At 73.1% G+C, this 12,366-nt stretch carries 10 protein-coding genes; 6 read left to right on the top strand and 4 right to left on the bottom strand.

The window, feature by feature from the left end; genetic code table 11:
- The first annotated feature begins 13 nt into the window (after window positions 1-13).
- A complete protein-coding gene (locus ABH941_RS26955) occupies window positions 14-1,015 on the top strand; it encodes a Gfo/Idh/MocA family oxidoreductase (RefSeq protein WP_370132111.1) in 1,002 nt (333 codons plus the stop codon).
- Window positions 1,016-1,108: 93 nt separating this feature from the next.
- On the opposite strand, the gene ABH941_RS26950 is transcribed toward ABH941_RS26955, so the two are convergent.
- The 4 genes from ABH941_RS26950 to ABH941_RS26935 form a co-directional block, all read right to left on the bottom strand.
- Window positions 1,109-2,887 carry an ABC transporter ATP-binding protein gene (locus ABH941_RS26950; RefSeq protein ID WP_370132110.1) on the bottom strand — a complete coding sequence of 593 codons (1,779 nt, stop codon included), beginning with the start codon at window positions 2,885-2,887 and terminating at the stop codon, window positions 1,109-1,111.
- Complete coding sequence (locus ABH941_RS26945; RefSeq protein WP_370132109.1) at window positions 2,884-4,683, bottom strand: ABC transporter transmembrane domain-containing protein; 1,800 nt, start codon at window positions 4,681-4,683, stop codon at window positions 2,884-2,886. The genes ABH941_RS26950 and ABH941_RS26945 overlap by 4 nt, the downstream gene beginning before the upstream one ends.
- Window positions 4,684-4,900: 217 nt before the next feature.
- Window positions 4,901-5,782, bottom strand: a complete 882-nt coding sequence (locus tag ABH941_RS26940; protein ID WP_370132108.1) for a MarR family winged helix-turn-helix transcriptional regulator — start codon at window positions 5,780-5,782, stop codon at window positions 4,901-4,903.
- Between the two features lie 260 nt (window positions 5,783-6,042).
- Window positions 6,043-6,642 (bottom strand): TetR/AcrR family transcriptional regulator, encoded by a 600-nt coding sequence (locus tag ABH941_RS26935; protein WP_370132107.1) that lies wholly within the window; start codon window positions 6,640-6,642, stop codon window positions 6,043-6,045.
- Between the two features lie 141 nt (window positions 6,643-6,783).
- On the opposite strand from ABH941_RS26935, the gene ABH941_RS26930 reads away from it, so the two are divergent.
- The 5 genes from ABH941_RS26930 (at window position 6,784) to ABH941_RS26910 (ending at window position 12,345) form a co-directional block, all read left to right on the top strand.
- Window positions 6,784-7,827: a phosphotransferase family protein gene (locus ABH941_RS26930; protein WP_370132106.1), complete on the top strand. Its 1,044-nt coding sequence runs from the start codon at window positions 6,784-6,786 to the stop codon at window positions 7,825-7,827.
- A complete protein-coding gene (locus ABH941_RS26925) occupies window positions 7,827-9,068 on the top strand; it encodes an acyl-CoA dehydrogenase family protein (RefSeq protein ID WP_370132105.1) in 1,242 nt (413 codons plus the stop codon). The genes ABH941_RS26930 and ABH941_RS26925 overlap by 1 nt, the downstream gene beginning before the upstream one ends.
- A gap of 37 nt (window positions 9,069-9,105) precedes the next feature.
- Window positions 9,106-9,867 (top strand): 3-oxoacyl-ACP reductase FabG, encoded by a 762-nt coding sequence (fabG, locus tag ABH941_RS26920; RefSeq protein WP_370132104.1) that lies wholly within the window; start codon window positions 9,106-9,108, stop codon window positions 9,865-9,867.
- A 172-nt stretch (window positions 9,868-10,039) separates the two neighbouring features.
- On the top strand, window positions 10,040-11,233 hold the full coding sequence (locus tag ABH941_RS26915; RefSeq protein WP_370132103.1) for an acyl-CoA dehydrogenase family protein: 1,194 nt from the start codon (window positions 10,040-10,042) through the stop codon (window positions 11,231-11,233).
- A complete protein-coding gene (locus ABH941_RS26910) occupies window positions 11,230-12,345 on the top strand; it encodes an acyl-CoA dehydrogenase family protein (RefSeq protein WP_370132101.1) in 1,116 nt (371 codons plus the stop codon). Before ABH941_RS26915 ends, ABH941_RS26910 begins: the two co-directional genes overlap by 4 nt.
- Window positions 12,346-12,366: the final 21 nt, after the last annotated feature.

Below are 12,366 nucleotides of genomic sequence, written 5' to 3'. Positions count from 1 at the left end.
GGGTGCACACGCCATGAGAATTGGACTCATCGGGCTGGGCCGGATCGGCGCGTTCCATGCCCGGACGCTCAGCAGCCTGCCGTCGGTGGACACCCTCGTGGTCACCGACGCCGTTCCCGGCCGGGCTGACGACATCGCCGGGAAGCTCGACGCGCACGCCGTCGACTCCGCCACCGACCTGCTGGGCGCCGGGCTGGACGGCGTCGTCATCGCCGCTGCCACCGACGCCCACCCCGCCCTGCTGGAGGCCGCGGTCGAGGCCGGACTGCCCGTCTTCTGCGAGAAGCCGGTCGCCGCGAACGCCGCCGAGGCCGCCCGGACGGCCCGCCTGCTCGCCGACCGGGGCGTCCCCATCCAGATCGGCTACCCGCGCCGCTTCGACGCCGGGTTCGTCGCCGCCCGCGAGGCCCTGCACAGCGGCGCCCTCGGCTGGCTGCACACGATCCGTTCCACCACCCTTGACCCGGCCCCGCCGCCGCGCGCCTACGCGGCCGTCTCCGGCGGCATCTTCCGCGACTGCAGCGTCCACGACTTCGACGCCGTGCGCTGGGTGACCGGGCGCGAGGTGGTCGAGGTCTACGCCACCGGCGGCAACCGCGGCGAGGAGTGGATCCGCGACCTGGGCGACGTCGACTCGGCCGCCACCATCCTCACCATGGACGACGGCACCCTCGCCGTCGTCTCCAACACCCGCTACAACGCTCGCGGTCACGACGTCCGCCTGGAACTCCACGGCTCCCGCGACAGCATCGCCGCCGGCTTGGAGGACAAGCTCCCGCTCCGCTCCGCCGAGCCCGGCGCCACCTTCCCGTCCGGTGTCCCGCACACTTTCTTCATGGACCGCTTCGCCGCCGCCTTCCGAGCCGAACTCGCCGCCTTCATCGAGGTCGTCCGCGGCGACCGTCCCTCACCCTGCACCATCACGGACGCCGTCGAAACCGGCTGGGTCGCCGAAGCCGCCACCGCCTCGCTCCGCGAACACCGACCGGTCCGCATCAAGGAGGTACGCCAGTGACCCGGGCGGACAGCGTCCGCCCGTTCTTGCGCTCCGACGGCGCGAGCAAGGTGCACGGTGCGCACCGTCACGCGGAACCTGGAGCACCTCCGTTCACGTGCCGTCGTCGCGCCAGCTCTGCCACAGCGCAGCGTAGGCGCCGCCGGCGGCGATGAGGTCGGGGTGGCTGCCGTACTCGGTGATGCGGCCGTCCTCCACGACGGCGATGTGGTCCGCGTCGTGCGCGGTGTGCAGGCGGTGGGCGATGGCAATCACCGTGCGGCCGTCCAGGACCCGGGCCAGGGAGCGTTCGAGGTGGCGGGCCGCGCGGGGGTCCAGCAGGGAGGTGGCCTCGTCGAGGACCAGGGTGTGCGGGTCGGCCAGGACCAGGCGGGCCAGGGCCAGTTGCTGGGCCTGGGCCGGGGTGAGCTGGGTGCCGCCGGAGCCGACCGCGGTGTCGAGACCGTCGGGAAGAGCGTCCGCCCAGTGCCCCGCGTCCACCGCGTCCAACGCCGCACGCAGTTCCTGGTCGTCCGCGCCGGGACGGGCCAGCCGCAGGTTGTCCCGCAGCGTGCCGACGAAGACATGATGCTCCTGGTTGACCAGGGCCACCTCGGCCCGCACCCGCTCGGGCGGCATCTCGGAGAGCCTCGCCCCGCCCAGGGTGACCTCGCCCGCCCGCGGCGTGTAGATGCCCGCGAGCAGCCGCCCCAGCGTGGACTTGCCCGCGCCGGACGGGCCCACCAGGGCGATCCGCGCGCCCGGCGCCACGCCGAGGGTGATGTCGTGCAGGACGTCGGCGCCCTCGCGGTAGCCGAAGCTGACCTGGTCCGCCCGTACCGCCCGGCCCTGCGGCCGCAGGGTGTCGTCGGCCTCGGCGTCGGGGATCTCCCGGACGCCGACCAGTCGGGCCATCGACGCCTGCCCGACCTGGATCTCGTCGTACCAGCGCAGGATCAGGTCGATCGGCCCGGTCAGCATCTGCGCGTACAGCACACCGGTGGTCAGCTGGCCCGGGGTGGTCCAGCCGTGCAGGGTGTAGAGGCCGCCCAGGGTGAGGGTGGCCACCAGGCTCAGCGCGTAGGGGAAGTCGATGGACGGGAAGAAGACGTTGGCCCGCAGCCACAGCGTGTAGCGGGACCAGTCGATCCAGTGGCTGATCCGGCGGTCCGTCAACTCGACCCGCTCCGGGCCGAGCCGCAGCGCCTCGACGGTGTGCCCGGCGTCCACGGTCTCGGCCAGCACGGTGTTGATCGCCGCGTACGCCGCCGACTCGTCCCGGTAGGCCTGCGGGGCCCGGCGGAAGTACCAGCGGCAGCCGCAGGCGATGACCGGCGTGCCCACCAGCGCGGTGACCGCCAGCAGCGGGGAGGTGGCGAACAGCGCCCCGAGCATCAGCACCAGGGAGACCACGGCGACCGACAGTTCGGGGACGGCGTCGCGGACGGTGGTGGCGAGCCGGTCCACGTCGGTGGTGGCCCGGGAGACCAGGTCGCCGGTGCCGGCCCGCTCCAGCACCCCGGGCGGCAGCGCGATCGAGCGGACCAGGAAGTCCTCGCGCAGGTCGGCGAGGATCTCCTCGCCGAGGATGCCGCCGCGCAGCCGGGACAGCCCGGTGAACACGGACTGCACCAGCAGCGCGGCCAGATAGAAGAGGACGGCGCGGGTGATGTACGCGTCGGTGCTGCCGGTGCTGAGGCTCTGCACCACCTCGCCCAGCACCCAGGGGCCGACCAGGCCGGCCGCCGCGCCGACGGCGTGCAGGCCGACGGCGGTGCCGAAGCCGCCGCGGTGGCGGCGGGCCAGCAGCAGCAGGTAGCGGCGCACCGAGGCGGGCGAGCCGACCGGGAGCAGCGCCGTGGTCTGGGTCGCGTGCCGTTCCGGGGCCTTCATGCGGTCACCTGGTCCTCAGTGCTCTCGCGGGTCACCACCGCGCGGTAGCGCGGTTCGTCGTGCATCAGTTCGCGGTGGGTGCCCCGGGTCGCGACCCGGCCGTCCTGGATCAGCACGACCTGGTCGGCCCGGTCCAGCAGCAGCGGGCTGGTCGCCAGCACCACGGTGCTGCGCCCCCGGCGCAGTTCGGCGATGCCGACGGCGATCCGGCTCTCGGTGTGGGAGTCGACGGCGCTGGTGGGCTCGTCCAGGACCAGCACCGGCGGGTCGACGACCAGCGAGCGGGCCAGGGCGAGGCGCTGGCGCTGGCCGCCGGAGAGGGAGCGACCGCGTTCGGTGATCCTGGCCCGCATCGGGTCGCCCACGCCACCGACAGGACCGCCATCCGGCGAGGCGTCGAGCAGGGCGGCCAGGACGTCGTCGGCGCAGGCGGCGGCGAGGGCGCGCCCGGGCGTGACCGCGCCGGACCGGGGGACGTCGAACAGCTCGGCGAGGGTCCCGGAGAGCAGCACCGGGTCCTTGTCGTGGACCAGGACGGCCGCTCGGGCCACCCCCAGCGGCACGCGGTCCAGCGCGCGCCCGCCGAGGGTCACCGACGGCTCGCCGCCTTCGGGACCGCCGCTGCCGGCCACATGCCCGCCGAGCCGGGCCGCCAGCGCGCCGGCCTGGTCCGGGTCGCCGCAGACCACCGCGGTGAGTCGGCCCGCGACGGCGGTCAGACCGGTCACCGGGTCGTGCAGGTCGGACCGCTCGGGCGCGGACAGCGGCGCCAGGTCCGTCGGCGTGTCGGCGACGGCGTCGTCGCGGGTCACCGCAAGCACCCGGACGGCGCGCGCGGCGGCGACCCGGGCCGCCGTCCAGGACTCCGCGGTCTCGCCGATCAGCATCAGCGGCCAGGACAGCGAGGCGCCGGCCCCGTAGACCGCGACCAGTTCACCGACGCCGATGTCGCCGGAGACCACCAGCCGGGCCCCGTACCAGGTCACCCCGAGGATGAACAGACCTGGCAGCAGCAGCTGCTGAGCCTGCATCAGGGAGCTTGTCCGGGCGGTGCGGACGGCCGCGCCGCGGACCCGCTGCGAGGCGGCCCGGTAGCGCTCCAGGAACAGCTGCTCGCCGCCGATCCCGCGCAGCACCCGCAGTCCGGCGACCGTGTCGGCAGCCAACTCGGCCGCCTTGCCGCCGAGTTCGCGCTGACGGGTGTAGCGCTGCTCCAGCGGTCCCAGCAGCGGCCAGACGGCGACGGCCAGCAGCGGGACGCCCAGCAGCACGGCCAGGCCGAGCCTGGGCTCGCGGTAGAGCACCACTGCGGACAGGCCGAGCCAGGTGGTCAGCGCCGCGGCGCAGCGGGAGCTGGTCTCCACGAACCAGCCGATCTTCTCCACGTCGCCGGAACTGACCGCGACCATCTCACCGGTGGCGATCCGGCGGGCCAGGCCCGAGCCCAGCCGGGAGGCCTGGCGGGCGACGAGCTGGCGGGTCTGGGCGGCGGCATGGATCCAGTTCCACACGGCCTGGCGGTGCCAGAGCGAGGAGGCGACGGTCTGGACGACGCCGAGCGCGAGCGCGGCGGCCCCAGCCGCCCACAGTTCGCCGCGGCGGTGCTCGACGACGGCCTGGATGCCGGCGCCGATGCAGAACGGGACCGCGCTGCGGCAGCCGAGGAACAGCGTTCCCCACAGCATGGACATCCACTGGCCCCGGCGCTGGGAGCGGGCCAGCCAGGCCAGGAACCGGCCCGGGGAACGCAGATCGGGGCTGCCCGGATCGGACAGCGGAAGTGTGACAAGCGGCATGACGCTCCGTCGATGCGGTGTGCGGGCAGGAACAGCCGCTCGCCGGAGTGGTCACGGGGAGGGCGGGGTTGACATCACGTCAGAAGCTGCGCATAGCCATTGACGATGACGCCTGCCGCCGCCCTCCGGCAACCGAATTAAACGCGGCGCGGCCCCGGTACCGATCCGGTACCGGGGCCGCACTTGCTCACTGCCGCGCTACTGCTCTGCCGCTCCGCTACTGCGCGATGCGCGCCACCACGGCCAGCAGCTCGACGACGCGCTCCCGCTCGGCGGGCTCCAGCGGGGCGAGCATCCGGTTCTGCACCTCGGTCACCCCGGGGCTGACCTGCTCCAGCAGCTGGGCCCCGGCCGGGGCCAGCGCCAGCAGGTTGCGGCGGCCGTCCGAGGGGTCGCGGCGGCGCAGCACCAGGCCGCGGCGTACCAGCCGGCTGATCAGCTCGGCCATCGTCGCCTTGTCCAGCGAGGCGCGCTCCCCCACCGTGCGCTGGTCGATCCCGGGCTCCTCGGCCAGGGCCGCCAGCACCGCGTGCTGCGGCGCGGTGAGCTCGCCGGAGGCGAGCTCGGTCCACAGCCGGGTGTGCACCTGCTGGGCCACCCGGATCAGGTAGCCGACGACCCTGGGCGCGTCCAGGATGGGCCTGGCCTCGACCATGGTCTCCAGCGCCACGTCCTCCATCCGGGCCATCCGGGCCAGCGCCGACATCAGGTCGCTGCGCTGCGGCTCGGTGAGCGGCTCCAGCAGCCCCTGCTGCACCCGGGCCACGCCCGGGGACACCTCGTCGACGATCCGGACGCCCAGCGGGGACAGGGTGAGCAGCTTGCGCCGCCCGTCGGCCGGGTCGCGGCGGCGCAGCACCAGGCCGCGCCGCACCAGCCGGCCCACCATCTCGGCCATCGTCGCCTTGTCCAGCGACGCCCGCTCGCCCACCGTGCGCTGGTCCGCGCCGGGCTCGACGGCCAGGGCGATCAGCGCGGCGTACTGCGGCGCGGTCAGGTCCTGGCCGACGTGCTCGGCCCAGAGCCTGGTATGTACCTGTTGGGCTATCCGAAGCAGCTGTCCCGGTGACTGGGAGAGGCGGAGCGGAGCACCCGTCATATCGATCTCCCCCAGCACCATAGAGAACCGTCCCTCGTAAAACGCCTTCGCACGCCCCCTGTGGGAGGGTGACACGCGGCATGGCAGCGGCGTACCCGCTTCCCGCATGCTCCCGGCCGGGGCCGGTTCTGCGGGGAGGTTTCACCGAGCAACCGACGGCTGCTGGCGCACACTATACAAACCAACCGAAGCCAGACGACACGCCGATCGGACCTGCAGCCTAATCGTGATCCGGGATGGTCCGTTCCGGTCATACGCGATCATCCGGACGGATCAAGTCCACGGAGCAGAAGATCGGCGAAGGTCTCGCCGATGGAGGAGGGGGTGAGCTCGCCGTCGGCGTGGTACCAGCTGCCGAGGTGGTGCACCCCGCCGAAGAACTGGTGGGTGGCCAGGTCGGCGGAGACGTCGGTCCTGAGCACGCCCTCGGCCTGCCCCTGCTCGATCAGCGCCCGGAACCGCTCGTGGTAGCGCCGCCGCTCCAGCCGCACCTGCGCCAGCCGCTCCTGGGGGAGCATGTGCATGGATCGCCAGGAGACCATCGCGTCGTCCAGGTTCTCCAGGGTGCTGACCACCACGTCGGCGGCGGCGGCGCGGAGCCGCCGGCGTACCGGCAGGTCGGTGCCGGCTATCGCCTCCAGCCTGGCCGACTGCACGTCCAGCAGCCGGGTGTAGATCTGCTGCAGCAGGTCGTCCTTGGAGGCGTAGTAGTGGTACATCGCCCCCTTGGTCACCCCGGCACGCTCGACGATCTCCTGCACGGAGGTCAGGGCGAAGCCGCGCTCGGCGAACAGCCTGCTGGCGGCGGCGAGCAGCCGCTCCTGCACGGGCGCGGCCGTACCGCGTGTTGCTGTGGCCATGGCCTTCCTCTCCGGCGTGCCCCCGGCGTGTGTCCGGGACCACTCTAGCCGACATACCTACCAGTCGGTATGGTGGCGGGCAGCGGCACCGGTGCCCCACCATGCGCACCACTCTGCCGCATCCCGAGCCAGGAGGTACGCATGCCCGAGCAATCGCTCGATCCCCCCGGCCTCGACCTGGGCCGCCTGCGCGACCACCTCGACCGGGTTCGTCCCGCACTGGTCGAAGGGCCGCTCGGCGCGGAGCTGATCACCGGCGGCAAGTCCAACCTGACCTATCGGCTGCACGACGACAGGCACCGCTGGGTGCTGCGCCGCCCGCCGCTGGGCCATGTGCTGGCGACCGCGCACGACATGTCCCGCGAGTACCAGGTGATAGCCGCGCTGGCGGACAGCCGGGTCCCGGTGCCCGGGGTGCACCTGCTGTGCGCCGACGCCGAGGTCCTCGGCGCGCCCTTCTACCTGATGGACGAGGTCCCCGGACGGGTCTACCGCTTCGCCGGGGACTCGGCCGGCCTCGGCCCCGAGCGGGCCAGGGCGCTCTCCTACCGGCTGGTCGACGTGCTGGCCGAGCTGCACGCCGTCGACCCGGCGGCGGTGGGGCTGGCCGAGTTCGGCCGCCCGGAGGGCTACCTCGAACGTCAGGTGGCACGCTGGTTCCGGCAGTTCGAGGCGTCCCGGAGCCGGGAGATCCCCGGCATGGACGAGCTGCAGCGGCGGCTCGGCCTGGGTGTCCCGGCGAGCCAGCGGCCCGCGATCGTGCACGGCGACTACCGCCTGGACAACACCGTGATCGCCGAGGACGACAGCGTCGCCGCGGTGCTCGACTGGGAGATGGCGACCCTGGGCGACCCGCTCGCCGACGTCGGCCTGATGAAGGTCTACTGGGACATCTCCCGCGACCTGCCCGGCAACCCGGTCGCCGGGGCGGTCAGCGCCGCGGCCGGCTTCCCCGCCATGGACGACCTGCTGGACCGCTACGCCGGGCGCACCGGCCTGGACCTCGCCCCGCTCCCCTGGTACACGGCCTTCGCCGGCTACAAGCTGGCGGTCATCGCCGAGGGCATCCACTTCCGCTACACCCAGGGCAAGACCGTCGGCGAGGGCTTCTCGCACGTGGGCGCGCTGGTCGCGCCGCTGGTCACCTCCGCCCTGGAGACCCTTCTCAAGCTGGAGGCAGACTGATGGACTTCCGGTACGACGAACGCACCGTTGAACTGCAGGAACGACTGCTCGCCTTCATGGACGAGATGGTCCACCCGGCCGAGGCGGTCGCCGCGCGGCAGGCCGCCGAGGCCGAGAGCGAGTGGAGCCGGCCGCCGGTGATGGCGGAGCTGAAGGCCGAGGCTCGCCGTCGTGGCCTGTGGAATCTCTTCTTGCCGGGTACGGAGCACGGCGGCGCTGGCCTGACCAACCTCCAGTACGCGCCGCTGGCGGAGATCACCGGCCATGTGCCGCACCTCGCGCCCGAGGCGCTCAACTGCGCCGCGCCCGACACCGGCAACATGGAGGTGCTGGCCGAGTTCGGCTCCCCCGAACAGCGCAAGCGCTGGCTGGAGCCGCTGCTGGAGGGCGAGATCCGCAGCGCCTTCTGCATGACCGAGCCCGAGGTCGCCTCCTCCGACGCCGCCAACATCGCCACCCGGATCGAGCGCGACGGCGACAGTTACGTGATCAACGGCCGCAAGTGGTGGTCCTCCGGCGCCATGGACCCCACCTGCGAAATCCTCATCGTGATGGGCCGGACCGACCCCGACGCGCCGAAGCACCGACAGCAGAGCATGATCCTGGTACCGCGCGACACGCCCGGGGTGAAGGTCCTCCGGGGCATGCACGTCTTCGGCTACACCGACGGCGCCCACGGCGGCCACGCCGAGATCGTCTTCGACGACGTCCGGGTCCCGGCCGAGAACCTGATCGCCGGGGAGGGCATGGGCTTCGCCATCGCCCAGGCCCGGCTCGGCCCCGGCCGGATCCACCACTGCATGCGGCTGATCGGCATGGCCGAGCGCGGCCTGGAGCTGATGTGCCGTCGGGCCGTCTCCCGCACCGCCTTCGGCAAGCCGCTGGCCGAGCAGGGCGTGGTGCAGGAGTGGATCGCCGAGTCCCGGGTCCGGATCGAGCAGCTGCGCCTGCTGGTGCTGAAGACCGCCTGGCTGATGGACACCGTCGGCAACAAGGGCGCCCACACCGAGATCCAGGCCATCAAGATCGCCACGCCGTCCACCGTGGAGTGGATCCTCGACAAGGCGATCCAGGCGCACGGCGGCGGCGGGATCTCCCAGGACTTCCCGCTCGCCAACCTGTGGGCCTCGGCCCGTACGCTGCGATTCGCGGACGGCCCCGACGAGGTGCACCGTCGCTCGCTGGCCCACCGCGAGCTGAAGCCGTACCTCGCCGCGGCAGCCGCACAAGCCGACAACTGACCGCAGACCTCCCCTCACCGAAGGAATGACAGCAGCCATGACCGAACAGACCCCCCGCGTCGCCATCGTCACCGGAGCGGCCCGCGGCATCGGCGCCGCCACCGCGATCCGCCTCGCCGCCGACGGCTTCGCCGTGGCGGCGGTGGACCTGGAGGAGGCCGGCAGCAAGGACACCGTCGAGAAGATCACCGCCGCCGGCGGCCGGGCCCTCGCCGTCGGCGCGGACGTCAGCGACGCGTCGCAGGTCGCCGCCGCGATCGAGCGGATCGTCGCCGAGCTGGGCGCGCCGACCGTGCTGGTCAACAACGCCGGCGTGCTGCGGGACAACCTGCTCTTCAAGATGTCCGAGGCGGACTGGGACACCGTCATGAACGTGCACCTCAAGGGCGCGTTCCTGATGTCCAAGGCGGTCCAGAAGCACATGGTGGACGCGCACTACGGACGCATCGTCAACCTGTCCTCCTCGTCCGCGCTGGGCAACCGGGGCCAGGCCAACTACTCCGCCGCCAAGGCCGGACTGCAGGGCTTCACCAAGACCCTCGCCATCGAGCTCGGCAAGTTCGGCGTCACCGCCAACGCCGTCGCCCCCGGGTTCATCGCCACCGACATGACCGCGGCCACCGCGGAGCGGGTGGGCATGGGCTTCGAGGACTTCAAGGCGGCAGCCGCTACGCAGATCCCGGTGGCCCGGGTCGGTGTCCCGGACGACATCGCGCACACGGTCTCCTTCCTGGTCAGCGAGGGGGCCGGGTTTGTGTCCGGCCAGGTTGTGTACGTCGCCGGTGGACCGTTGGACTAGGCAGTTTGTCGGCTGCGGACCGTAGTTGGCTGGTCGCGCAGTTCCCCGCGCCCCTGGGTAGGTGCAACTTGCCCTCAGAGGTTCAGTCAGGGGCGCGGGGAACTGCGCGCCAAGCCAGCTACGGTCCGCAGCCAAAGATCCCCCGCTCACCGTCGAGAGGGTTCCACCCACCATGAGCACAGCTGAAATCACCGAGACGGGCCTCCGCACCGCCGTGCGCAAGTTGCTGGCCGAGCACGACCCGGTGCGCACCCCCGTCGCAGAGTTCCTGGGCGCCCGCTACGACGCCGGCCTCGCCTGGATCCACTTCCCCGAAGGCCTCGGCGGGCTCGCGGCGCCGCGTTCACTGCAGCAAGCGGTCAACGACGAGTTCGCCGCCGCCGGCGCCCCCACCCTGGACCCCGGCCGGCACGGCATCGGCCTCGGCATGGCCGCGCCCACCCTCCTGGCCTTCGGCGACGCCGCCGTGCACCAGCGCTTCCTGCGCCCGCTGTGGACCGGCGAGGAGGTCTGGTGCCAGCTGTTCAGCGAACCCGGCGCCGGCTCCGACCTCGCCGCCCTCGGCACCCGCGCCGTCCGCGACGGCGACTCCTGGGTGGTGGACGGCCAGAAGGTGTGGACCTCGCTGGCACACGAGGCGCAGTGGGCGATCCTGGTCACCCGCAGCGACCCGACCGTGCCCAAGCACCGCGGCATGACCTACTTCATCTGCGACATGACCGCGCCCGGCGTCGAGGTGCGCCCGCTGCGGCAGGCCACCGGCGAGGCCGAGTTCAACGAGGTTTTCCTCACCGGTGTGCGGATCCCCGACAGCCGGCGGCTCGGCGAGGTCGGCGACGGCTGGCGGGTCGCCCAGACCACGCTGATGAACGAGCGGGTCGCCATCGGCGGCAGCGCGCTCCCCCGCGAGGGAGGACTCATCGGCACGGTCGCCCGCACCTGGCGCGAGCGGCCCGAACTGCGCACCCCCGGGCTGCAGGACAGCCTGCTGCGGCTGTGGGTGGACGCCGAAGCGGCCAGGCTCACCGGCGAACGGCTGCGCCAGCAGCTCGCCGCGGGGCAGCCGGGTCCGGAGGGCTCCGCCGCCAAGCTCGCGTTCGCGCGGCTGAACCAGCAGATCTCCGGCCTGGAGCTGGAGCTGCTCGGCGGCGAGGGCCTGGTCTACGACGACTGGACCTTCCGCCGTCCCTCGCACCCCTCCATGGAGGGCGGCACCCCCGGCTACCGCTACCTGCGGGCCAAGGGCAACTCGATCGAGGGCGGGACCTCCGAGATCCTGCGGAACATCGTCGCCGAGCGGGTCCTGGGACTGCCCCAGGAGATCCGCGTCGACAAGGATGTCGCCTGGAAGGACCTGCCGCGATGAGCGATTCGACCGACACGCAGACCGACCTGCAGTACTCCGAGGTTGAGCAGGAGCTCCGCGGCCATGTGCGGGCGCTGCTGGCGGCCCGCGCCCCGCAGTCGGCGACGCTCGCCAGGACCGAGAGCGAGCAGCCCGTCGACACCGCGCTGTGGCGGGCGCTGGCGGACGAACTGGGCGTCACCGGCCTTGCCGTGCCGGAGAAGTGGGGCGGCGCCGGGGCGAGCTGGCGGGAGACCGCCGTGGTGCTGGAGGAGCTGGGCCGCGCCGCCGCGCCGGTCCCGTACCTCGGCAGCGCCGTGCTCGCCACGGCGGCGCTGCTGGCGGCGGAGGAGACCGAGCTGCTGCCCCGGGTCGCCTCCGGCGAGCTGGTGGCCGCCCTGGCCGTGCCCTTCGCCACCGCGCCGCGCTCGCCCTTTCCCTCGTCCGTACGGCAGCAGGCCGACGGTCTGCTGCATGGGACGCTCCACCTGGTCGCGGACGCCCGCACGGCGGGGGCCCTGCTCGTCCCGGCCCTGGACCAGGACGGGCAGCCGGGCCTCTACGTCGTCACCGACTTCACCGCCACGCCGGTGGTGAGCCTGGACATGACCCGGCCGCTGGCCGACCTCACGCTCGACGGGACGGCCGGCCGCCGGATCGCCGCCGGGGACGGCGCGGTCGCCACGCTGGAGGCGGCGCTCGCCACCGGCGCCGCGCTGCTGGCCTCCGAGCAGCTGGGGGTCGCCGAGTGGGCGCTGGAGACCACCACCGCCTATGTGAAGGAGCGTCACCAGTTCGGCCGTCCGGTCGGCTCCTTCCAGGCGGTGAAGCACCGGCTGGCGGACCTCTGGGTCTCGGTGGCTCAGCTGCGCGCCGTGGCCCGCAGCGCCGCCGGCGCCGCGGCGGCCGGATCGGCGGACCTGCCGGTGTCGGCGGCGCTGGCGCAGGCCTTCGCCTCACAGATCGCGGTGGTCGCCGCGGAGGAGGCGGTGCAGCTGCACGGCGGCATCGGCTTCACCTGGGAGCACCCGGCCCATCTGTACCTCAAGCGGGCCAAGAGCGCCTCGATCGCGCTCGGCACCGCGGACCGGCACCGGGCCGCGCTCGCGCAGCTGGTCGACCTCACACTCTGAACACTCTGAGAAAAGGGATGG

The sequence above is a fragment of the Streptacidiphilus sp. EB103A genome (assembly GCF_041261405.1).
Lineage (GTDB): Bacteria > Actinomycetota > Actinomycetes > Streptomycetales > Streptomycetaceae > Streptacidiphilus.
Note: the sequence above shows the minus strand (reverse complement) of the source record. Positions and strands in the feature narration are given on the sequence as shown.